18 protein-coding genes are annotated in these 21,201 nt (G+C 70.8%); 7 read left to right on the top strand and 11 right to left on the bottom strand.

The window, feature by feature from the left end; translation table 11 throughout:
* Nucleotides 1–71 precede the first annotated feature (71 nt).
* Entirely contained in the window at nt 72–713 is a 642-nt protein-coding gene (locus ACFY1E_RS41675) for a LysE family translocator (RefSeq protein WP_389086222.1), read from the top strand.
* A gap of 7 nt (nt 714–720) precedes the next feature.
* Here the strand turns inward: ACFY1E_RS41675 and ACFY1E_RS41680 are convergent, their stop codons facing one another.
* Together ACFY1E_RS41680 and ACFY1E_RS41685 are read right to left on the bottom strand one after the other, a co-directional pair.
* Nucleotides 721–1,203, bottom strand: a complete 483-nt coding sequence (locus ACFY1E_RS41680; protein WP_389086128.1) for a GNAT family N-acetyltransferase — start codon at nt 1,201–1,203, stop codon at nt 721–723.
* A gap of 54 nt (nt 1,204–1,257) precedes the next feature.
* On the bottom strand, nt 1,258–1,431 hold the full coding sequence (locus ACFY1E_RS41685; RefSeq protein ID WP_180292383.1) for a hypothetical protein: 174 nt from the start codon (nt 1,429–1,431) through the stop codon (nt 1,258–1,260).
* Nucleotides 1,432–1,808: 377 nt separating this feature from the next.
* Here ACFY1E_RS41685 and ACFY1E_RS41690 point away from each other — a divergent pair, with 377 nt between their 5' ends.
* The 3 genes from ACFY1E_RS41690 to ACFY1E_RS41700 all read left to right on the top strand — a co-directional run bounded on the left by ACFY1E_RS41690 (nt 1,809) and on the right by ACFY1E_RS41700 (nt 4,362).
* A complete protein-coding gene (locus tag ACFY1E_RS41690) occupies nt 1,809–2,954 on the top strand; it encodes an ABC transporter ATP-binding protein (protein WP_389086132.1) in 1,146 nt (381 codons plus the stop codon).
* 96 nt (nt 2,955–3,050) lie between these two features.
* Nucleotides 3,051–3,500, top strand: coding sequence for a hypothetical protein (locus ACFY1E_RS41695; RefSeq protein WP_389086134.1), 450 nt, complete (start codon nt 3,051–3,053; stop codon nt 3,498–3,500).
* Nucleotides 3,501–3,525: 25 nt separating this feature from the next.
* Nucleotides 3,526–4,362 (top strand): SDR family oxidoreductase, encoded by an 837-nt coding sequence (locus tag ACFY1E_RS41700; RefSeq protein WP_389086136.1) that lies wholly within the window; start codon nt 3,526–3,528, stop codon nt 4,360–4,362.
* A gap of 23 nt (nt 4,363–4,385) precedes the next feature.
* On the opposite strand, the gene ACFY1E_RS41705 is transcribed toward ACFY1E_RS41700, so the two are convergent.
* The 5 genes from ACFY1E_RS41705 to ACFY1E_RS41725 form a co-directional block, all read right to left on the bottom strand.
* A complete protein-coding gene (locus ACFY1E_RS41705) occupies nt 4,386–4,619 on the bottom strand; it encodes a hypothetical protein (RefSeq protein ID WP_389086138.1) in 234 nt (77 codons plus the stop codon).
* Between the two features lie 76 nt (nt 4,620–4,695).
* Nucleotides 4,696–6,213 carry an SDR family NAD(P)-dependent oxidoreductase gene (locus ACFY1E_RS41710; RefSeq protein WP_389086140.1) on the bottom strand — a complete coding sequence of 506 codons (1,518 nt, stop codon included), beginning with the start codon at nt 6,211–6,213 and terminating at the stop codon, nt 4,696–4,698.
* 103 nt (nt 6,214–6,316) lie between these two features.
* Entirely contained in the window at nt 6,317–7,651 is a 1,335-nt protein-coding gene (locus ACFY1E_RS41715) for a wax ester/triacylglycerol synthase family O-acyltransferase (protein WP_389086141.1), read from the bottom strand.
* A 144-nt stretch (nt 7,652–7,795) separates the two neighbouring features.
* Nucleotides 7,796–10,123: a GH92 family glycosyl hydrolase gene (locus ACFY1E_RS41720; protein WP_389086144.1), complete on the bottom strand. Its 2,328-nt coding sequence runs from the start codon at nt 10,121–10,123 to the stop codon at nt 7,796–7,798.
* Between the two features lie 18 nt (nt 10,124–10,141).
* Nucleotides 10,142–12,751 carry a PA14 domain-containing protein gene (locus ACFY1E_RS41725; RefSeq protein WP_389086146.1) on the bottom strand — a complete coding sequence of 870 codons (2,610 nt, stop codon included), beginning with the start codon at nt 12,749–12,751 and terminating at the stop codon, nt 10,142–10,144.
* A 159-nt stretch (nt 12,752–12,910) separates the two neighbouring features.
* Between ACFY1E_RS41725 and ACFY1E_RS41730 the strand changes: the two genes are divergently transcribed.
* Entirely contained in the window at nt 12,911–13,297 is a 387-nt protein-coding gene (locus ACFY1E_RS41730) for a hypothetical protein (RefSeq protein ID WP_389086148.1), read from the top strand.
* A 12-nt stretch (nt 13,298–13,309) separates the two neighbouring features.
* Here ACFY1E_RS41730 and glgC read toward each other — a convergent pair whose 3' ends face one another.
* From glgC to ACFY1E_RS41745, 3 genes are all read right to left on the bottom strand, one after another.
* Complete coding sequence (glgC, locus tag ACFY1E_RS41735; RefSeq protein ID WP_389086149.1) at nt 13,310–14,530, bottom strand: glucose-1-phosphate adenylyltransferase; 1,221 nt, start codon at nt 14,528–14,530, stop codon at nt 13,310–13,312.
* Between the two features lie 79 nt (nt 14,531–14,609).
* Nucleotides 14,610–15,761 (bottom strand): glycogen synthase, encoded by a 1,152-nt coding sequence (gene glgA, locus ACFY1E_RS41740; protein WP_389086224.1) that lies wholly within the window; start codon nt 15,759–15,761, stop codon nt 14,610–14,612.
* 38 nt (nt 15,762–15,799) lie between these two features.
* Nucleotides 15,800–16,537 carry a (2Fe-2S)-binding protein gene (locus ACFY1E_RS41745; RefSeq protein WP_389086152.1) on the bottom strand — a complete coding sequence of 246 codons (738 nt, stop codon included), beginning with the start codon at nt 16,535–16,537 and terminating at the stop codon, nt 15,800–15,802.
* A 228-nt stretch (nt 16,538–16,765) separates the two neighbouring features.
* Between ACFY1E_RS41745 and ACFY1E_RS41750 the strand changes: the two genes are divergently transcribed.
* The gene (locus ACFY1E_RS41750; RefSeq protein WP_389086154.1) at nt 16,766–17,887 is read left to right on the top strand and encodes a DMT family transporter; all 1,122 of its coding nucleotides are present in this window, start codon (nt 16,766–16,768) and stop codon (nt 17,885–17,887) included.
* On the opposite strand, the gene ACFY1E_RS41755 is transcribed toward ACFY1E_RS41750, so the two are convergent.
* Nucleotides 17,877–19,022, bottom strand: coding sequence for a transglycosylase family protein (locus ACFY1E_RS41755; protein ID WP_389086157.1), 1,146 nt, complete (start codon nt 19,020–19,022; stop codon nt 17,877–17,879). The genes ACFY1E_RS41750 and ACFY1E_RS41755 overlap by 11 nt on opposite strands.
* 278 nt (nt 19,023–19,300) lie before the next feature.
* On the opposite strand from ACFY1E_RS41755, the gene gndA reads away from it, so the two are divergent.
* The gene (gndA, locus tag ACFY1E_RS41760) at nt 19,301–20,740 is read left to right on the top strand and encodes an NADP-dependent phosphogluconate dehydrogenase (RefSeq protein WP_099932995.1); all 1,440 of its coding nucleotides are present in this window, start codon (nt 19,301–19,303) and stop codon (nt 20,738–20,740) included.
* Nucleotides 20,741–21,201 lie beyond the last annotated feature (461 nt).

The following is a 21,201-nucleotide window of genomic DNA, read 5'->3' on the forward strand; positions in this document are numbered from 1 at the left end:
CTGAGCGGAGGCCCGCGGCCTCGGGAAAATAGGGCTGAAGAGCGGCCCCTGCCCGTGCTTGCATGGATCGCATGATGTCCACCGACCGTCTGCTCGCCTTCGCGGCGCTGTCCTTCCTGCTGATCGTGATACCGGGGCCCAGTGTGCTGTTCGTGATCGGGCGGGCGCTCGCGCAGGGGCGCAGGGCCGCGCTGACCACCGTGGTGGGCAACACGCTCGGCGCCTATCTGCTGGTGGTGGCGGTGGCGTTCGGCATCGGGTCCGTCGTGGAACGCTCGGTGCTGCTCTTCACCGTCCTCAAGCTGGCCGGTGCGCTCTACCTGGTGTACCTCGGGGTGAAGGCGTGGCGTGAACGGGGGTCGCTGCGGGCCGCGTTCACGGGCGGTCAGGTGCCCGCGCACAGCGGGCTGCGCACCTTCTGGGAAGGGTTCGCGGTCGGTGTCACCAACCCGAAGACCATCGTGTTCTTCGCGGCCGTGCTGCCGCAGTTCGTGAACCGCGACAGCGGACATGTCACGGTGCAGATGCTGCTGCTCGGCCTGGTCTTCAACGTGATCGCGCTGGCCTCCGACAGCGTGTGGGGCCTGATCGCGTCCACCGCCCGCGGCTGGTTCGCCCGCTCCCCGCGGCGGCTCTCCATGGTCGGCGGCGTCGGCGGCCTCACCATGATCGGCCTCGGGGTGACGGTGGCCGTGACGGGACGCAAGGACTAGCCGGGTCCTACAGCGCCCTGTACATCACATGCAGTCCCACCCGGCCGTGACGCGGATGCTCGTACGCCTCCGGGACCGTGCCCAGGATCTCGAAGCCCAGGGACGTCCACAGTTGCACGGCCGGGTTCGTCTCGACGACGGCGTTGAAGACCATCGCACGGAAGCCCTCGGACCTGGCGGCGGCCAGGACGTGTTCGGCGAGGGCGCGGCCGATGCCGCGGCCCGCCCGGTCGGGGTCGACCATGAAACCGGCGTTGGCGATGTGCGACGCGGGGCCGCCGTAGTTGGGGGTGACGAAGGCCGAGCCGACGACGGTGCCGTCCTCGTCCTCGACGACGTAGACCCGTTTGGCCGGGTTCATCCAAAGGGCCCGGGCCGCCTCCTCGGAGGTGTCCGGGTCCCAGGTGTAGGTCTCTCCTGCGGCGACGATGCGGTGCCAGAAAGGCCAGATCCGCGGCCAGTCCTCGGCCGCGGCTTCTCTGATCTGCATGGGCGTGAGTCTCGCACGCCCATGCAGCCGGCGATCGCGAAGGTCCTGCCGGGGTCAGTCCACGCTGGGCAGGATGTGGGGCTCGGCGAGGTCGTCCTCGTAGCCTGCCAGGCGAATGGGGGCCGCGTGGGCCCAGACTTCCAGGCTGCCGAGTTCGTCCGACCGTCGGCCGGGGCGCTCCGTACGTTCCTTGGGGCGCTGTTCGCGATTCGTCTTCTCCGGTGTCACCGCGCACTCCTTATGTGTCGGGTCACCCTCGGGGCGTGCCGGCCACTTTGCGGTCCGGCGCCTGACGCCCGCTCGGGTGTGAGTCGAAAGCAGTTCGGACGCGGTGGCGCCGGCAACTCATGTGAGAACAGGCCGTTGTCTGCCGGCTTGCCCCGGGACGGACGTGGGTGTGGGTTGGACCCGTTGGTGCTGTCCGTCCGCTCCAGATTAACCAAATGAGCGGGCGTCCGCTCTATGGGGCTGAAAACTTGGGGTTACTGTCATAAGTCGTCCGGTTTCAGACGCCTCTCATGTCACTCGTTCGGTCTACAGGCGTGCCGAAGGGGCAACACCCGTTCCATGCTGGGTGCGAGGGACCCGTACGGGAGGGGGATGTCATGGCGTCCGTCACCTTCGACCGGGCCACCCGGTGCTTCCCGTCGATGGACCGGCCGGCCGTGGACTCGCTCGACCTGGAGATCGGGGACGGTGAGTTCATGGTCCTGCTCGGCCCTTCCGGTTGTGGAAAGTCGACCTGCCTGCGCATGCTCGCCGGACTTGAGGACGTCGACTCGGGTTCGATCCTCATCGGCGTCCGGGACGTGACCCATCTTCCGCCCAGGGACCGCGACATCGCGATGGTGTTCCAGGACTACGCCCTGTACCCGCATTTGTCGGCTGCCGACAACATCGGCTTGGCCCTGAGGATCGCCCGCATGTCCCGGTTGCGCGCCCGGCAGCGCGTCGAGCACGCCGCTTCCATGCTCGATCTGGAGCAGTTCCTGGGCCGTCTGCCCAGGTCGCTGGCGGGCGGCGAGCGGCAGCGGGTTGCGACGGGTCGGCTGCTCGTGCGGGATCCGCGGGTCTATCTGATGGACGAACCCTTGTCCAATCTCGACGCCCGGCTGCGGGCGCAGACCCGTTCGCAGATCGTGCGGCTGCAGCACCATCTCGGCATCACCACGGTGTACGTCACCCACGACCAGACCGAGGCGATGGCCGTGGGTGATCGCCTCGCCGTGCTCAAGGACGGTGTGCTGCAGCAGGTGGGCACGCCGAAGGAGGTCTACGCGCATCCGGCCAACACGTTCGTGGCCGGTTTCGTCGGCTCGCCCGCGATGAACCTCTTCCGGCTTCCGCTGTCCTCGGCCGGGGCCCGGTTCGGCGCCCTCGACGTGCCACTGCCCCGCGGCACCTTGCGCGCGGCCTCGGCCGGGGGCGCCGACGAGATCGTGCTCGGCGTCCGGCCCGAGCAGTTCGAGGTTCTGTCGCCCGAGGACCGGGAGACCCCGGGACTGGATCTTGTCGTGGAGAGGGTCGAGGACACCGGCGCCGTCGTCCACCTCCATACGACGGCGTGGTCCGGCGAGGGGCTCGCCCGGCTCGTCGTCCGGCTCCCGGGACGCTCCACGTACGGCGCCGGGGCCACTTTGCGGGTGGCGGTCCGCGGGGACAGCGTGCACTGCTTCTCGGCCCTGACCGGACAGCGGCTTCCCGAGGACCCGGATGCCCCACCGGCGAGGTGCGGTCACGGAGCGCGGTGAACCGGCCACGCAGTTCAAGTCCCGTTGGCCGAATCGCAAGGCGGCCATGATCTGCTGACGGGACGGCAACGGCTTGTCCGGCGGAAGGACTGGCGCATGGAGCTGCGCAGTGTCGAGGAGCTGATGGATCTGCTGTACGCCTGCCGGGGCTCGTGGGACGCCCCTGGCCTGCGAAGTCGCCGGGTCGATCTGCACCAGCATGCGCTGCAGACCGCCGCGCTGCTGCGGCGCCGCCGGCCCGCCGACAAGGAGCTCCAGGTCGCGGGCCTGGTCCACGCGATCGGCCCGCTGCTGCGGCCGGGCGACGAGAGCGCCCACCCGGAGTGCGCGGCCGAGGCGGTGCGGGGCCTGCTCGGCGAGCGGGTCGCCCGGCTGGTGCGCGAGCAGCATCACGGCGAGCTGCCCGCCGACGACGATCTGCAGTGCCTGCGCCAGGCGGACGAGGAGGGCCGCAGCGCGGGCTTCGACGCGGGGGTGCTGGAGGACTGGCGCACGGTGCTGGAGCTGGTCGCCGCACGCAACTCCCGCCTCGGGGCTGTCGACTGACGGCCCGTCATGAGACGGTACGGCGATGACGTCGTCGTACGCACGCAAGGGGCACGCATTCGACGGGTACGGGCTCGAGGGCAGGGCCGCCGTCGTCACCGGGGCGACCCGCGGGATCGGACGGGCGGTCGCCGGGCGGCTGGCCGCGGCGGGGGCTCTGGTGTGCGTGACCGCGCGGGACGCGGACGAGGTGCGCGCCACGGCCGAGGAGCTGGGCGGCATCGGGGTGAGCGGCAGCGTCGCGGACCCGGATCATCTGCGGGAGGTCACGGAGCGGGCCCTGCGCGCGTTCGGCCGGATCGACGTCGTGGTCAACAACGCAGCGACGAACCAGCCGTACGGACCGCTCATGGACGTCGATCCCGGTGCCTGGCGGGAGGCGTTCGCCGTGAACGTCGAGGCGCCGCTCAGGCTGGTGCAGTGCGCGTGGCGGGCCTGGATGCGCGAGCACGGCGGCTCGGTCGTCAACGTCTGCACGGAGGGAGCCGGACATGTCGGGCCCAACGTCGGCGCGTACGGCACCAGCAAGGCGGCCTTGCTGCATCTGACGCAGCAGCTCGCCGGGGAGCTCGCGCCGAAGGTGCGGGTCAACTCGGTCTCCCCCGGCCTCGTGCGCACCGAGATGGCCCGGTTCGTGTGGGAGCCGGGCGAGAAGGAGCTTGCCGCCGGGCTGCCGCTGGGGCGCATCGGTGAGCCGGAGGACGTCGCGCGGGCCGTGGTGTGGCTGGCCTCGGACGCCGCGCAGTGGATCACCGGCGCGGATCTGCTGGTGGACGGCGGCACACGCGTCAGGACGGCGCACTCCGCCCAGGAGTACGCCGTCCACGACCGTCTTCGCTCATACGCACCACCTCGCTCGTGACGGTGGCTACCACTGTGGCTCCCTCACGGGAACAGTGCGATCCCCAGGAGGATCAGCAGGATGATGCCGGCGACGAGCGCGACCGTGGCCCACGTGCCGCGATGCTTGACCGGGCTCGTGCCCCCGCCGCCGCGCGGCCGGTCCTCCGGCAGTTCGGCATGGTCGGGGCGGTCGCTGCCGTAGAACTGTTCGTCGGTCGGATAGCGGTTGCGCGGGTCGTTCTGCGCTCGCGGATCAATGCTGTGTGGACTGCTCATGGTCACTCCCTGGCACGGTAGATCACCAGGGTCCGGGTTCCCTATGGGCGCCGGGCCACACGTCGGGGCCGGTGGTTCACCACTTGCCGGGCGCGTAGTCCTTCAGGAAGACGCCGTACAGGTCCTCGCCCTGCTCGCCGCGCACAATCGGATCGTAGACCCGTGCGGCCCCGTCGACCAGGTCCAGCGGGGCGTGGAAGCCCTCCTCGGCCAGGCGCAGCTTGTCGTAGTGGGGGCGCTCGTCGGTGATCCAGCCGGTGTCCACCGAGGTCATCAGGATGCCGTCGGTCTGGAACATCTCCTGGCCGCTGGTCCGGGTGACCATGTTCATGGCGGCCTTGGCGGCGTTGGTGTTGGGGTGGCCCGCGCCCTTGTAGCCGCGGCCGAAGACGCCCTCCATAGCGGAGACGTTCACGACGTACGCGCGCTTGCTGGCCGCCTTCCTCGCGGCGTCCGCCATGACCGGGCGCAGCTTGCTGATCAGGATGAACGGCGCCGTGTAGTTGCACAGCTGGGTCTCGAGGAGCTCGACCGGGGAGATCTGCTCGATGGTCTGCACCCAGGTGTTGGTGTCGACGACGTCGGGGACCAGGCCGCCGGCGTCGATGGCGGTGCCGTCGAGGTGCCGGGCGACGCTGGCGTTGCCCGCGACCAGGGCGAGGTCGGCGACCTGCTGGGCGTCCAGGCCGCTGGTGCCGAGGGGCAGTGCGGCGAGGCCGTCGACCGCGCCGGAGTTGAAGGCGCCGATGACGTGGTGGGCCGGCAGTTCCCCGGCGGGCAGCGGGGCGTTCTCGCCGTCGACCAGGGCAGCGTAGGCGGAGGGCAGGCGGCGCACGGTCTGCGTGGCGTTGTTGACGAGGATGTCGAGCGGTCCCGCCTCGGCGACCTGGTCGGCGAGGGCCACGGCCTGGGCCGGGTCGCGCAGGTCGATGCCGACGACCTCCAGTCGGTGCATCCAGTCGCCGGAGTCGTCCATGGCCTTGAATCGGCGGATGGCGTCCTTGGGGAAGCGGGTGGTGATGGTGGTGTGCGCGCCGTCGCGCAGCAGCCTGAGCGCGATGTACATGCCGATCTTGGCGCGGCCGCCGGTGAGCAGGGCGCGCTTGCCGGTGAGGTCGGCGCGGGCGTCGCGCTTGCCGCGGTTGAGGCGGGCGCAGTCGGGACAGAGCTGGTGGTAGAAGTAGTCGACTTCCACGTACCGGGTCTTGCAGGTGTAGCAGGAGCGGGGGCGCTGGAGTATCCCCGCGATCCTGCCCTCCTCCGTCGCGGACGACGGCAGCAGGCCCTCGGTCTCGTCGTCGATGCGCTGGGCGGAGCCGGTCGCCGTGGCCTCCGTGACCGCCTTGTCGTGCGCGGTCTTGGCGGCCCTGCGCTCCTGGCGTCGGCGCTGCTTCACCGTGCGGTAGACGCCCGCGGTGGCCCGGCGCACGGCGATCGCGTCGGGGTGGTCGACCTCGAGCTTGTCGAGTTCCTCCAGGACGCTGAGGCAGACGGCGAGCCGCTCGGGGTCGATGCCGGGGCCGTAGACGACCTCGTCACCGGGCTCGTACACGACCTCGTCCGTGATCGCCGAGCCTTCGTCTGTCACCGTCATCGCGCTGCCGTTTCCCTGATCACCCGCGCGGCGCTCCGACCGCGTCCGCTTTCGAACGGGGAATTCTACGGAGCGCCGGGCCAGTCCTCCAAAATCCGGGAGGCTAGGAACCGCAGGCGGTGATGAGCGTGTCGACCTCCTCGGTGAGCGCGGCGGCCAGCCGGTCCAGGTCCGGTACGGCCCGGGCGTCGGCGACGAGGCCGTAGTGGACGTGTCCGCGGTACGTGGAGACGGCCACCGCCAGGGACTGGCCGCGGGCCAGCGGCGCGAACGGGAAGACCTGCGTGACCGGGTTGCCGCCGAGCTTCAGGCCGAGGCTTGGCAGCGGCACGCTGGTGACCAGGATGTCGAACCAGAGCCGGGCGGCCTGGCTGACCAGCGGTCCGCCGAGCCGGTGGCCGAGCGCGGGCACATGGTCGGCGAGCAGGGCGACGGCGCCCGCGCCCCGGTTGGGGCCGGCGTCCTTGTTGCGGTCCATGGCGGAGCGGACCGTGTCGAGGCGGCCGAGCGGGTCGGGGTCGTCGACGGGGAGCCGTATCACATAGCCGGAGAGCCGGTTGCCCTGTGGGCTGGCGGTGCGCGGGCGGCGCTTGGAGACGGGGATCAGGGCGCGTGGCCGGACCCCGTCGCTGCCGTCGCCGCGCTCGTCGAGCCAGCGGCGCAGGGCGCCCGCGACCAGCGCGATCAGGACGTCGTTGACGGTGCCGCCCTGGGCCTTGCGGATGCGGTGCACATCGTCGAGGTCGAGGACCACGCCTGCGGTGCGGCGGGTGCCGGTGGCCTCGGCGGTGAACGCGGGCGAGGAGCGCACCCCCAGGCTGGACACCGCCAGCGAGGCGCCGATGTCGAGGGCGCGTCCCACGTCGGAGAGGGTGCCCCGGACCAGCCCGGGCAGCTTGCGCACGTCGGGCAGCAGGCCGGGCCTTGGCTCCTCGGGGCGGGGCTTGCGCTCCGGCATGTCCATCGGGTCCAGGATGGCGGCGGCGAGGGTCAGCGCGCGCAGACCGTCGGCCAGGGCGTGGTGGAACTTGAACAGCACCGCGAAGGACACCCCGTCCTCCCCCGGCAGCACATGCGCCTCCCACGGCGGCCGGCCGCGCTCCAGTGAGCGCTCCATGAGCCGGCCGGCCTCGGCGTGGAAGTCCGCGGTCGGGGCGTGCAGCCGCACATGGTGGAGCGGATCGAAGCCGGGGTCGGGCTCACGGGTGGCGCTGCCGAAGGACAGCGGCCGCAGCGGGGACGGCTGCCATATGTCCCGGATCCGCATGCGCAGCCCGGGTACGGCCGCGGCCCGCGCGGCGAGCAGGTCGGCGGCGTGGGCGCCCGCGGTGGGCGAGTGCGCCGAGAAGATCCCCAGCGCACCCAGGTGCATGGGGTGTTCGGCGGACTCGATGTTCCAGAACGCCAGGTCGAGAGGAGCGAGCAGGTCAGAAGTCAATGGCTTGCCTCGCGTCGACGAAGGGTGAGCCAGCAGTCAACCTCCCCCAGGCGATTACGGTCAAGTACGATCAAGCTACGCACAGTTAACAGCAGATTAAGTCCCACCCCTCCCTGAGAGGCGGGACTCAAGAGACACCTGAGGTCACTTCAGCGCAGGCGGTGCCGCCTGCGCCGAAGTTCCCCACTCAGACGGGCGCGAGCCGACCGTGAAGTCGAGCGCGCGCAGGGAGCGCAGCGAACCGGTCGTGAGGTAGGTACGGTCGTAGGCCCTCCCGTCCGCTCGGGCCGACTGGATGTACCGGTCGGCGGCGGAGGTGCCGGGTGCGGTGACCGTCAGGGCGCCGCGCGGGAAGTAGCGGCGGTCCAGCTTCAGGTCGACCCGGTCGAAGACGGGGGTGGACAGCCCCCAGGTGTCGTAGCCGGGCTGCACGGGGAAGATCCCGATCGACGACAGCACGTTCCAGGCGGACATCGTGCCCAGGTCGTCGTTGCCGGTCATGCCGGTCGGACCGTCCGTGAACAGGGTCAGGGCCGCGTGTACGACGTCGGTCGTCTTCCACGGTTCACCGGTCGAGAGGTAGGTGTAGGGGGCGATGAGGTCGGGCTCGTTCTGCGGGTTGTACTTGTCGGCGTTGTAGTAGTCGTACGGGCCGTTGACCCACACCTCACGGGCCGTCTTCGCCGGGTCGGCCAGCAGCCGGTCGTAGGCGAAGAACGAGTCGAGCCGGTCGTTCGCGGCCTGCTCGCCGCCGATCAGGGAGACCATGCCCGGCAGGTCCTGCGGCACCAGCCACTGGTACTGCCAGGACGTGCCCTCGTGGAAGCCCTCGCTCTGCGCCGGGTCGGACGGGCCGGTGAAGGCACCGGAGGCGTCACGGGCCCGGAAGAAGCCGGTCGAGGGGTCGAAGAGATGCCGGTAGCTCTGCGCCCGGGCGGCATACCGGTCGGCGTCCACCGTATGCCCGAGGTCGCGGGCCATCTGCGCGAGCATCGCGTCCGACAGGGCGTACTCCAGGGTCGCCGAGGCGCCGTGGTCGTAGTCCGAGTCGCCCGGCTTCACATGCGGGCGGCCCTTGATGTACGGCGCGAAACCCTGGGCGATGTACTCCTTGTTCGCCTCCCGGCCCACCGCGGGCGAGTCGGCGGGCGGCACGCCGTCGGCGTTCTGCCTCAGCGCCCGGTACGCCCGCTCTGCGTATCCTCCGGTCCCCTTGAGCAGGCCCTGCTGGTAGGCGTTGGTGAGGAACGGGGTGACCGGGTCGCCGGTCATGATGTTCGTCTCGACGGTGCCGTAGCCCCACTTGGGCAGCCAGCCGCTCTCCTCGGAGATCCTGATCACCGAGATCGCCATGTCGCGGGCCTCACGGGGCGCGAGCAGGGACAGGAGCTGGGACTGGGTGCGGTAGGTGTCCCACAGGGACCAGTTCTGGTAGTAGGTGAAGCCGTCGGTGCGGTGGATCCGCTGGTCCCAGCCGGTGTAGCGGCCGTCGGCGTCGCTGCCGATGTTCGGGGCCAGGAACGAGCGGTACAGCGCCGAGTAGAAGGTCCGGCGCAGGCTGTCCGCGCCGCCCTTCACCCGTACGTCGTCGAGGCGGTCCTCCCACGCCTGCTGCGCCGTGTGGCGTACGGCGTCGAAGGAACGGCCGCCCTCCGCGCGGAGGTTGACTGCGGCGCCGTCCGCGTCGACGTAGGAGAGGGCGGTGGTCGCCTCGACCGTGCGGTCCTTGGTCGTGTCGAAGCGGACGTAGGCACCGCCACGGCCGGTCTTCGACCCCGCCGTCACGGTCGAGCCGTCCCAGGTGCCGTACGCGGTGAAGGGCCGGTCGAAGCGGGTGACCGTGTACACGGTGTACGGCTCGGTGTCCTGGCAGAAGCCGCGGCCGGTGATGGCGGTGCGCACGGTGCGGCTGTCCAGGATCTCGACCTTGGTGGAGACCGTGGTGTGCAGCGACTGGGCCGCGTTGAGCAGGACGTTGGCCTTGTCGGTGGCCGGGAAGGTGTAGCGCTGCACGCCGGTGCGCGCGGTGGCGGAGAGTTCGGCCTCGATGCCGGTCTTCAGGCCGACCCGGTAGTAGCCGGGGCTCGCTTCCTCGTCGTCGTGGCTGAACTCGGCGGCGTACTTGGCGTAGTCCGTCTGTGTGACGTCGCCGGTGGTCGGCAGCACGGGCAGATCCCCGCCGAGCCCGCAGCCGACGCCCGACAGATGGACCAGGGAGAAGCCGCGGATGTGGTTCTGGGAGTAGTCGTAGCCGGTGTTGTGGCCGGTGTCCGGCGAGAGCTGCACCATGCCGAAGGGCACGGCGGCGCCGGGATAGGTGTTGCCCTCGTTCTCGGTGCCGATGAACGGGTTGACCAGATCGGTGAGTTGCCGGTCGGTCGGCTCGGCGGCCCGGGCGGCGGGAGCGGTCAGCAGCGCGGAGGCCACCACCATCCCCGCAGTGCACAGGCGCAGGCGCCGGGTCCATCTCATGTCGGAAGCCTCCGGGGTTCAGGGGGTCGGGCAGCCTGCGGGAGTCGCCTGGGAAGCGTCGCGGATCAGGGCCTGCTGGGCCGTGCGCACACGCTGGACATCCGGCTTGAGCACCTTGCGGTCGTACGTCAGCAGGCCGTTGAGCTCGCCCTCGACGTCGGAGATCTGGGTGTAGACCGCGCCGTTGCTCCCCTTGCAGGCCAGGGCGTGCACCTCGGCGAGTCTGGCCAGGTAGCCGTCGGTGTAGGCGGTCGGGTCGACGTCGACGTACGACTGCTGCACGGACCAGGCGTGTCCCGGCACCGCGAGGCCGAGGCCGCCGTACTCGCCGCTGACCAGGGCGCGTCGGCCGTCGGGGTGCGGGGGCAGGGCGGGGCTGGGGTAGCCGTGCTCGTCCATGACGTCGCCGGTGCCGCCGTCGGCCCCTAGGTTGAGCCCGGACATGGAGTTGACCAGCCGGGTCGGGTCCCAGGCCTTCGCCTGGTCGGCGATGCGGGCCTCGTCGTACTGCCCCCAGCCCTCGTTGAAGGTGACCCACATGACGACCGAGGGGCTGCTGATGTGCTCGTCGATCAGCTGCTTCATCTCCCGCTCGAACTCGGCGCGGGCGGCCGGGCTCGGGTCCGCCCCCGCGGTCATCGCGGGCATGTCCTGCCACACCATGAGGCCCAGCCGGTCGGCCCAGTAGAACCAGCGGTCGGGCTCGACCTTGATGTGCTTGCGCACGGCGTTGAAGCCGAGCTGCTTGTGGACCTTCAGGTCGTGGGCGAGGGCCTCGTCGGTGGGTGCGGTGTACAGACCGTCGGGCCAGAACCCCTGGTCGAGGGTGGCCATCATGAAGACCGGTCTGCCGTTGAGGAGGGTGCGAGGGACGCCGTTCACCTTCTCGACGGCGATCGAGCGCATCCCGAAGTAGCTGCCGACGCGGTCGGCGCCGACGGTGACCTTCAGGTCGTAGAGGAACGGGTCGTCGGGCGACCACAGGTGCGGGTCGTGGAGGGTGAGCGTGAGCGGGGCTCCGGTGCGGCCGCGGGCCGTGGCGACCTTGCGCTTTCCGTCGTACGCGGTCGCCGTGATCGGGACGCCGTCGCGAACTCCCTCTGCCTCGACGGTGAGTCGGCTCTTGGTGACGTCAGGGATCAGCTTGAGGGAGTCGACGTGCTCGGTCGCCACCGGCTCCATCCACACCGTCTGCCAGATGCCCGAGGTGGGCGTGTACCAGATGCCGCTGGGGTCCAGGCGCTGCTTGCCGAGCGGCGGGTTCTCGCCGGTGGCCGCGTCGGTGGGGTCGTACACGCCGACGATCAGTTCCTGGGTGCGGCCCGGCCGGAGGGCATCGGTGATGTCGGCGCTGAACTTGTCGTATCCGCCCTGGTGTTGGGCCACCTTGGTGCCGTTGACGTACACCTCGGCCCGCCAGTCGACGGCCCCGAAGTTGAGCCGCAGCCGCTTGCCGGAGCCGATGTGCCAGTCGGCCGGGACGGTGAAGGCGCGGCGGTACCACATGCGGTCCTCGTGCCGTTCGAGTCCGGAGAGCTGGGACTCCACGGGGTAGGGGACGAGGATGCGCTCGGCGAGGGTCCTGCCGACGGGCGGACGTTCCCCGGCCGTGGCGGCGGCGAACTGCCAGCGGCCGTTGAGATTGCGCCAGGCGGGGCGGGTCAGCTGTGGGCGCGGGTATTCGGGCAGGGCGTTGCCGGGGCCCACCTGGTCGGCCCATCGCGTGCGCAGTTCGTACGTGGAGTGGTTGGGGCCGCTGCTCCAGAACTCCTTGACAACGTTGCCGTCGGCCGTGGTGAGGCCGCCGTCTCCGTCGTAGCGGACGTCGGCGGTGCCGCGTGCGGTCCCGGTCCTGTTGCCGACGACGGGTTCCTTCAGGGCGACGAGCAGCGCACTCGGGTCGGCGGGGTCCAGCCGGGCGGTTGTCAGGGGCCACTTGGCGCCGCCGATCACCGCTTCGAGGTGGTCGGTCAGGCCGGCCGCGGGTGCGGCGAGGCGCTGGGGGAAGTCGAGCTTGAGGGTGCGCCCTGTGCCGGTGACCGTGGCGGCGGTGGCGCCGTCGTATGCCCATCCGTCGGGGAGGCGGAAGGCCGACTGCGGGACGGGCTCCTTGCTGCCGCCGGGCCGGGTCCAGCGCAGGTGGAGGTTGGAGCCGCCGTAGTGCTCGAAGTACTCGACCTTGATGTCGTAGGCCTTGCCCGCGGTCAACTCGACGGGTGCACCGGTCTGTTCGCGGTCCCAGTCGTCCACCCAGTGGTCGATGACGAGCTTCCCGTCGATCCACAGCCGGAAGCCGTTGTCGCCGGTGATCGAGAAGGTGTGGGGGCCGGTCTTCTCCGGCACGATCTTTCCGGTCCAGCGGACGCTGACGTCGTCCGACTGGCCGGTGGTGAAGGCGAGGCGCGGTTCGAGGTTGTCGAAGTCGAGGTTCGGGTCGAATCCCGTGGCCTTGAGGCGGTCGAAGTCGAAGGCGCCGGGAGCGGACTGGGTGTAGTACTCGCCCTTGAGGCCGTGGATCTCGACGGAGTCGTCGGCCGCGGCGGTCGCGGTGGTGGCGGCGAGTCCGGCGGCGCCGAGCAGCGTGGCGAGCAGTAAGGCGAGTCTGTCTCTGAGGCGTCGGAAGTGCACGGAACCTCCCATAACAACGTTGTCATGGACAGCAGTTGGCATGACAACACGGATTCCGGTGCGCGTCCAGGGACATGACAAGTCCCACCGGATGCCGTTCGTCCGGCGGGCGCGGAGGATGGGCAGGAGAGCCCACTCGGCGGAGAGAAGGCGACGAAGATGTCGAAGGTATCCAGGGAGACGGCCAGCCAGGGCGGTGACTTCGGAATCGTTCTCGACCGGTCCGAGGAGTTGGACGACTACACGGTGGACTTCGTCACGTTCCGTGAGAACGTCGATCACACACCGCTGCTCAAGGGACTGCCCGATGACCGGTGCCAGTGCCCCCACTGGGGCTATGTCTTCAAGGGCCAGCTGACCTTCCACTTCGCGGACCACGACGAGGTCTACGAGGAGGGCGACGCCTACTACACGCCGCCCGGACACGTCCCCGTGCGCACCGCGCCGGGCACCGAGGCCCTGCAGTTCAGCCCGACCCGTGAGGTGCGCCCCACCAGCGAGGCCATCATGAAGAACTTCCGGGCGATGCAGGAGGCCTCCGGCTGACCGGCCCGCCGGCTACGAGACGATCTGTCCCTTCCCGAGCGCGATCACTCCGCCCTTGGAAACGGTGTACAGTTCCGCGTCCCGCTCCGGATTGACGCCGATCGTCGCGCCCGGCGGCACCTCGACGTTCTTGTCCAGCACCGCCCCGCGCACAACCGCTCCCCGCCCGATGTGGACGTTGTCGTGGAGCACCGAGCCCTGGACGACGGCGCCCGGATCGACCCTGACGCCGGGCGACAGGATGGAGCGGGTGACCTGGCCGCGGATGAGGCAGCCCGCGCTGATGATGGACTCGCTGGCCATGCCGCCCGCGTTGAAACGAGCCGGCGAGAGCTGGTTGGAGTGGGTGTAGATCGGCCACTGCCGGTTGTACAGGTTGAAGGCGGGCCGCTCGGCGATCAGGTCCATGTGGGCGTCGTAGTACGCGTCCAGCGTGCCGACGTCGCGCCAGTAGCCGCGGTCGCGGTTGGTCTCGCCGGGTACATGGTTGGCACTGAAGTCGTACAGCTGGGCCTCGCCGCGCTCGGTGAGCGCGGGCAGGATCGAGCCGCCCATGTCGTGCACGGAGTTCTCGTCGTCGGCGTCCCGCTGCAGCGCCTCGATCAGCGCCTTGGTGGTGAAGATGTAGTTGCCCATGGAGGCGAAGATCGTCTCCGGGTCGTCCGCGAGACCGGGAGGGTCGGCGGGCTTCTCCAGGAAGCGCTCGACCGTCAGGCCGTCCGAGCCCGGGGTGATCACACCGAACTGCGAGGACTCGGCGCGCGGCACCCGGATGCCCGCGACCGTGACGCCCGCGCCGCTCTCGATGTGCTGGGCGAGCATCTGCCGCGGGTCCATGCGGTAGACGTGGTCGGCGCCGAAGACCACGACGTACTCGGGCCCTTCGTCGTGCACCAGGTTCAGCGACTGCAGCAGCGCGTCGGCACTGCCCAGGTACCAGCGCGGGCCGAGCCGCTGCTGGGCCGGGACCGGGGTGACGTAGTTGCCGAGCAGGCTCGACATCCGCCAGGTGGTGGTGATGTGCCGGTCCAGCGAGTGCGACTTGTACTGCGTCAGCACGCAGATGCGCAGGATGTCGCCGTTGACGAGGTTGGACAGGACGAAGTCGACGAGACGGTACGTCCCGCCGAAGGTGACCGCTGGTTTCGCGCGGTCGGCTGTCAGGGGCATCAGGCGTTTGCCTTCTCCGCCCGCAAGGACGATCCCGAGCACCGAAGGTCCGCCACGACGCATGGCCGCTCCCCTCACCGTGGTTGATCCATGCCTGCCCCTGAGCAGCACCCAGTAAGCCTGTTCGAGGAACCCGGCCGTTCTATTCCTGTTTGAGGATCTCCTCGTAAAGACGGACCGTACGGCGGGCGACGGCGTCCCAGCCGAACTCTCCCACCGCGCGCTCCCGGCCGGCCTCGCCCATCCGCCCGGCGGCCTCCGGGTCTCCGATCACCTGGTCCAGCGCCCGCGCGAGGCCCGCCTCGAAGTCGTCGTCCACGTCGACGAGCAGGCCGGTCTTGCCGTCGTCCACCACCTCGGGGATGCCGCCGACCCGGGAGGCCACCACGGGTGTCCCGCAGGCCATCGCCTCCAGGTTGACGATCCCGAGCGGTTCGTACACCGAAGGGCAGACGAAGGCGGCGGCGTGGGTGAGAAGCTGGATCACCTCGGGGCGCGGCAGCATCTGCGGGATCCAGTGCACGTGCTCGCGGACGCGACTGAGCTCCTGGTAGAGGTCGCGGAACTCCCGGTCGATCTCCGGAGTGTCGGGCGCCCCGGCGCACAGCACGACCTGCACGCCCGGGTCGATGCCCCGCACCGCGCGCAGCAGATGGGGAACACCCTTCTGGCGGGTGATGCGGCCGACGAACAGGATGTACGGGCGGTCGGTGTCCAGGCCGATGCGGTGGAGCACGTCGGTGCCGTGGTCGGGCCGGTACAGCGTGGTGTCGATGCCGTTGTGCACGACCTGGACCTTGGCCGCGTCCAGCGCCGGATAGCAGGTGAGGATGTCCTCGCGCATGGCCCCGGAGACGGCGATCACGGCGTCGGCGCTCTCGATCGCGGTGCGCTCGGCCCAGCTGGAGAGGGCGTACCCGCCGCCGAGTTGCTCGGCCTTCCAGGGACGCAGCGGCTCCAGCGAGTGCGCGGTCATCACATGCGGCATGCCGTACAGCATCTTGGCGAGGTGGCCGGCGAGGTTGGCGTACCAGGTGTGGGAGTGCACCAGCTCACGGCCCTCGAGGCCGGCGGCCATCGCGAGGTCCACGGAGAAGGTGCGCAGCGCGTCGTTGGCAGTGTCCAGGGCGGCCCAGGGGCGGTGGCGTACGACGCCCACTCCGCGGCCCTCGCCCCAGCAGTGCACCTCGAGGTCGACCAGGGAGTTCAACTCCCGGGCGAGGAACTCGACATGGACGCCGGCGCCGCCGTACACATCCGGCGGGTACTCCCGGGTCAGCAGTCCGACTCGCACCCGCAACCCCCAGCTCTCGGCGACCGGTTCCCTCATGGTCACCCAGATGCGCCGTGCGCGGAAGAGCGCGGCGGTCGTGTGAAGCAACAGTCACCGCACACGCCCCCGCCGGGCACACGGTAGTAGAGGCAGCAGCTGCGGCGCCGGAAGGAGGTGCCGGTGAGAGTGCCGGTGTCCGTCAGGAGCGGGTGGGCGAGGAGTTCCGCGGCGAGGGTACGGGTGCGGGCGGCGGCCTCGGTACGGCCGTGCCGGCCCGCCCACTGCTCCAGCTGCCGGGCGGCTCCCGCCAGCGCGGAGGCGGCGTTGCCCCACAGCAGGCCGGGGGCGATCCGGTGGTGCACCCGCAGGGCCGTCGCCAGCGGGGCGAGGTGGCGGTGCAGGACGACGTCCGCGAGGGTCGCGGGCTCCGCGGGCCGCGGGCTGACCCGGGTGAGCCACAGGTCGTCGGGTGCGGAGGCGTCGGGGTCCCAGTGCAGCAGCCCCGGATCCAGGTCGGGCAGGCGGCCGTACAGCGCCGCACAGCCGAGCGTCACCGACCACAGCCGGGCCGCCAGCCCCTGCTGGGCCACCGAGGCGGCGATCCGCAACTCGGGCGCGCGAAGAAGATGCGCGACCTTTTCGACCCGGAAAGTAATAGCATTTCCGTACACATCGGAAGACCGGTTCTCGTACGCGTCGGCGAGCGTCGGCAGTGGCGTGTCTGGCGCTTCGCCCGTGCGCAGTGCGAAAAAGCCGCCGAGCGGTCCGAGGGCGGCAAGATCCTGATCGAGGTCCACGAAGAGCAGTAGTACCAAGCCCCCCAGGGGTTCCCACTGGGGGGTGTCCACCCCGTGTCGCCCACCCTGGGGAGGACGGCGCCCGATTCGTACTCCACCGGCAGTAGGACCCATTGCCTGCTCTGGGACGACGACGGGAACAGATCGACAAGGCATCGTGTTCGCTATGAAGGCCGACCGTTCGCCGCGCAGGGCTCCGCGCCCCCGCCACACGCAGAGGAGCAACTCATGAGTGCCCTCGCGTTGTCCGTCCTCCTCTCGCTGGTCTCCGCCGTCGCCTACGCCGGCGGGGCGATCGTGCAGGAGTACGTGGCGGTGTCCTCGCCCGTTCAGGAGTACGCGCCGCTGCGCCGGCCGACCTGGTGGGCCGCGGTGGCGCTCAACGGCCTCGGCGGACTGCTGCACGTGGTGGCGCTGGCCTACGGCCCGCTGAGCCTGGTACAGCCGCTGGGCGCACTGACCATAGTGTTCGCGCTGCCGATGGCGGCCCTGTTCGTGGGCCGCAGGGCCGGGGCGACCGCCTGGCGGGGCGCGATCATGGCGACGGTGGGCCTCGCCGGTCTGCTGGCCCTGGTCGGCTCCTCCGCCGCGCAGTCCCTGGACACGGCTCAGCGGATCGCCGTCGCCGTGGTCTCCGGCAGCGTCGTCGTGGCCCTGATGATCGCGGGCCGGGCCGCCCACCGGCACCCGGCGGTGCGCAGCATGCTGCTCGCGACCGCGTCCGGCATCGCCTTCGGCATGTCCTCGGTGTTCACGAAGACCGTCGCGGTCGACTGGACCGCCGGCGTCTCCGCGGCCGACATCCCCGCCCTGGCCGTGATCGGCGTCTTCGCCACGGCCGGCATGCTGCTCTCCCAGGCCTCCTACCGCGGCGCCGGACTCGCAGCCCCGCTGGCCACGCTGACCGTCGTGAACCCGGTGGTGGCGGCCGCGGTCGGCATCACGATGTTCGGCGAAACCTTCCGCTACGGCAGCACGGGTACCGCGCTCGCCCTGAGCTGCGGCGTGGTCGCGGCCGGCGGCCTGATCCTGCTGACCACGGAGCGCATCGCCCGCACCACCGCCGGGACCGCACCGGAGCCGGCCACCGAGCCGGTCCCCGTCACGGAACCCGTCGAGGAGTCCGTCGAGGACCTGCTCGCCGCGATCCCCGAGCAGCCGGTGGCCGCACTCCGCGAGGAGATCCTCGTCCCCGCCCAGGTCGGCCCCACCGTCCTCGCGGTGGCCTACGACGAGGACGACGAACGGCCCCCGGACCCCGCCCGCTACCGCTTCTACGGCCCCTTCTACGGCGGCTCGTACGTCCCGTCGCCGGACGTCGACCGGCACCGGGAACGCGTCAGATCCTGACGCCACCGGCCCTGAGATACGCGAGAGGGTCGATGTCGGTACCGAAACCGGGCCCCGTCCGCACCTCGAAGTGCAGATGCGGGCCCGTTGCGTTGCCCGTCGAACCGGAGCGCCCGATGCGCTGCCCGCCACCCACGCTCTGTCCCGCCCTGACGGAGATCGCCGAGAGATGGCCGTACTGGCTGTAGCGGCCGTCGGCGTGCCGGATCACCACCTGGTAGCCGTAGGAGCCGCCCCAGCCGGCGGAGACGACCCGGCCCGCGGCGACCGCCTTCACCGTCGTGCCGGTCGGCACGGGGAAGTCGACTCCGGTGTGGTAGCCCTTCGACCAGGAGGACCCCGCCACGTGGTACGGGGTGCCGATCGGGCCGCTCACCGGAGCGATGAGGGAATGGTGGGTGGTGGCCTTCTCCTCGGTGGCCTCTTTGGTGGCCGAGGAGGCCTTCTCCGCCGAGGCCTTGGAGCCGGCGTGATGCGTGACGGGGGCCTTCGCCCGCAGGTTCAGCCGCTGGCCCGGAAGGATCAGGTCGGGGTCGGCACCGATGGTCCTCCGGTTCGCGGCGTACAGCCGCTGCCAGCCGCCATGGAGGTGCTCGGTCTCGGCGATCCGGGAGAGGGAGTCACCGCGGACCACGGTGTACATCTCGGCCGTACCGGCCCGGGACTGGGGCGTGGACTGCGGCTTCACGTCCTCGACGGAGGTCTTCGCGTGGGTCTTCTTTGCGGCGGAGGCCGGGTGGACGTCCGGGCTGCCGGCGCCCCGCGTCAGCCCCGCCTGCTGCGAACACACCGGCCAGGCACGCGGCCCCTGCCCCTCCAGGACCTTCTCCGCCACGGCTATCTGCTGGTCCTTGGTGGCCAGGTCGGCGCGCCTCGCGTACTTCCCGCCGCCGTAGGACTCCCAGGTGGACTGGGTGAACTGCAGCCCGCCGTAGAAGCCGTTGCCGGTGTTGATGCTCCAGTTGTTCGTCGACTCGCAGGCGGCGACCTTGTTCCAGGTGGACACGTCGGCCGCGTGGGCGGTGCCGGTGCCGATCAGCGGGATCGCCATGCCGGCGCCGCCGACCGTGACGGTGAGTGAGGCGCGGTTGATCCTGTTCGGCTGATACCGGCGGTGCCGGCCGCGTACGGCCATGGAGATCCCCCTCGACATATGCCAGAAGGGCCAAAAGTAAGCGCCCCGAACAGGCCATGACAAGACGGCAATCGGCCGCCCTGTCCCTCGAACAACCAGTGATGGACGCCAGTTGCAGAACGGGTGAGGCGGCTGGGGCCCGTCGTGCGTATCTGCCTGCGAAAAGCCGTCGACCCCGGACATGCGCTCGGCGTACCGGCACGTCAGGATGGTCGGCGGGGCGATACTGGCGTGCACGACCGGCACCACCGATACCGGATCCTTTAGGAGCCAACCGAATGAGCAACTCAGCCCAGATCGGCGTCACGGGACTCGCGGTCATGGGCCGCAATCTCGCCCGTAACTTCGCGCGCAACGGCTACACGGTCGCCTTGCACAACCGCACAGTGGCGCGTACGAACGCCCTGGTCGAGGAGTTCGGGCACGAGGGCGACTTCATCGCGGCGGAGACCGCCAAGGAGTTCGTGGCGGCGCTGGAGCGGCCGCGGCGCCTGGTCATCATGGTCAAGGCGGGCGATCCGACCGACGCGGTGATCCAGGAGTTCGCCCCGCTCCTCGAGCCCGGTGACATGATCATCGACGGTGGCAACGCGCACTTCGCGGACACCCGCCGCCGGGAGCGCGAACTGCGCGAGCAGGGCATCCACTTCGTCGGCATGGGCGTCTCCGGCGGCGAGGAGGGCGCGCTCAACGGGCCGAGCATCATGCCGGGCGGCCCGAAGGAGTCGTACGACTCGCTCGGCCCGATGCTGGAGAAGATCTCCGCGAAGGCGAAGGACGGCGCGCCCTGCGTGACCCACGTCGGTCCCGACGGCGCCGGGCACTTCGTGAAGATGGTCCACAACGGCATCGAGTACGCCGACATGCAGCTGATCGGCGAGGCGTACCAGCTGCTGCGCGATGTGGCCGGATACTCCCCCGCGCAGATCGCGGAGATCTTCCGCACCTGGAACACGGGCCGTCTGGACTCCTACCTGATCGAGATCACCGCCGAGGTGCTGTCCCACGTGGACGCGGCGACCGGCAAGCCGTTCGTGGACGTGGTGGTGGACCAGGCGGAGCAGAAGGGCACCGGCCGCTGGACCGTACAGATCGCCCTCGACCTGGGTGTTCCGGTGTCGGGCATCGCGGAGGCGGTCTTCGCCCGCTCGCTGTCGGGCCACGCGGCGCTGCGCGAGGCCTCGCGCGGGCTGGCAGGTCCGAAGGCCTCCCCGCTGTCCGAGTCGGAGGCGGGGGCGTTCGCGGACCGCGTGGAGCAGGCCCTCTACGCCTCGAAGATCGTGTCGTACACGCAGGGCTTCCACGAGATCGCGGCGGCCCGTGAGGAGTACGACTGGGACATCGACCTGGGCGCGGTCTCCGCGATCTGGCGCGGCGGCTGCATCATCCGCGCGGCCTTCCTGGACCGCATCCGCTCCGCGTACGACACCCGGGCCGACCTGCCGAGCCTGCTCTCCGACGAGACGTTCGCCCAGGAGATCGCGGACGCCCAGGACGACTGGCGCGAGGTCATCGTGGCCGCCACCCGCCAGGGCGTCCCGACCCCCGGCTTCGCCGCGGCGCTCGCCTACTACGACGCCCTGCGCGCGGAGCGGCTGCCGGCCGCGCTGACGCAGGGCCAGCGTGACTTCTTCGGCGCGCACACCTACCGGCGCACGGACCGGGACGGCTCGTTCCACACGCTGTGGGGCGGGGACCGGTCGGAGGTCGACGCGTAGCGGTCAGCTGTACGAGGCGGCGGGCGGCCCGAGCGGCCGCCCGCCGTCTTTTTCTGCCCTCCTGCCCTCGCGGCTCCACGGCGGTGGCGGTGATGCCGGTTCTGCCGTACGTCCGTCGAGTGGCTCAGGTCAGCGGTGGCCCCGGCTCCGGGTTCGGCACCGGTTCCGGTCCCGGGGGAATCGGCGACGGGTCCGGTGGCGCGGGGGGTGTGGGCTCCGGGCCCGGAGGCGCGGGCGGGGTGGGTTCCGGGCCCGGAGGCGCAGGCGGGGTGGGCTCCGGGCCCGGCGGTGGCTGGGGGTTGGGGACCGGCGACGGGTACGGGTCCGGCGGCTGCGGGCCCGGACCAGGCGTGGGACCCGGTGGTACGGGGTCGGGGTGCGGATCGGTCATGGTGTCCTCCGGCCAGTCGGTCGAGGTGGCTCTGGACTACTGCCCCGCGTACCCGACGGCCGCCTTCGCA

Source organism: Streptomyces sp. NPDC001604, from assembly GCF_042893475.1.
GTDB lineage: Bacteria > Actinomycetota > Actinomycetes > Streptomycetales > Streptomycetaceae > Streptomyces.

Bases quoted from the DNA above. Each gene is read 5' to 3' on its own strand.
- ACFY1E_RS41675 (WP_389086222.1), top strand. From the start codon at position 72: ATGATGTCCACCGACCGTCTGCTCGCCTTCGCGGCGCTGTCCTTCCTG.
- ACFY1E_RS41680 (WP_389086128.1), bottom strand. From the start codon at position 1,203: ATGCAGATCAGAGAAGCCGCGGCCGAGGACTGGCCGCGGATCTGGCCT.
- ACFY1E_RS41690 (WP_389086132.1), top strand. From the start codon at position 1,809: ATGGCGTCCGTCACCTTCGACCGGGCCACCCGGTGCTTCCCGTCGATG.
- ACFY1E_RS41695 (WP_389086134.1), top strand. From the start codon at position 3,051: ATGGAGCTGCGCAGTGTCGAGGAGCTGATGGATCTGCTGTACGCCTGC.
- ACFY1E_RS41700 (WP_389086136.1), top strand. From the start codon at position 3,526: ATGACGTCGTCGTACGCACGCAAGGGGCACGCATTCGACGGGTACGGG.
- ACFY1E_RS41705 (WP_389086138.1), bottom strand. From the start codon at position 4,619: ATGAGCAGTCCACACAGCATTGATCCGCGAGCGCAGAACGACCCGCGC.
- ACFY1E_RS41710 (WP_389086140.1), bottom strand. From the start codon at position 6,213: ATGACGGTGACAGACGAAGGCTCGGCGATCACGGACGAGGTCGTGTAC.
- ACFY1E_RS41720 (WP_389086144.1), bottom strand. From the start codon at position 10,123: ATGAGATGGACCCGGCGCCTGCGCCTGTGCACTGCGGGGATGGTGGTG.
- ACFY1E_RS41730 (WP_389086148.1), top strand. From the start codon at position 12,911: ATGTCGAAGGTATCCAGGGAGACGGCCAGCCAGGGCGGTGACTTCGGA.
- glgC (WP_389086149.1), bottom strand. From the start codon at position 14,530: ATGCGTCGTGGCGGACCTTCGGTGCTCGGGATCGTCCTTGCGGGCGGA.
- ACFY1E_RS41750 (WP_389086154.1), top strand. From the start codon at position 16,766: ATGAGTGCCCTCGCGTTGTCCGTCCTCCTCTCGCTGGTCTCCGCCGTC.
- ACFY1E_RS41755 (WP_389086157.1), bottom strand. From the start codon at position 19,022: ATGGCCGTACGCGGCCGGCACCGCCGGTATCAGCCGAACAGGATCAAC.
- gndA (WP_099932995.1), top strand. From the start codon at position 19,301: ATGAGCAACTCAGCCCAGATCGGCGTCACGGGACTCGCGGTCATGGGC.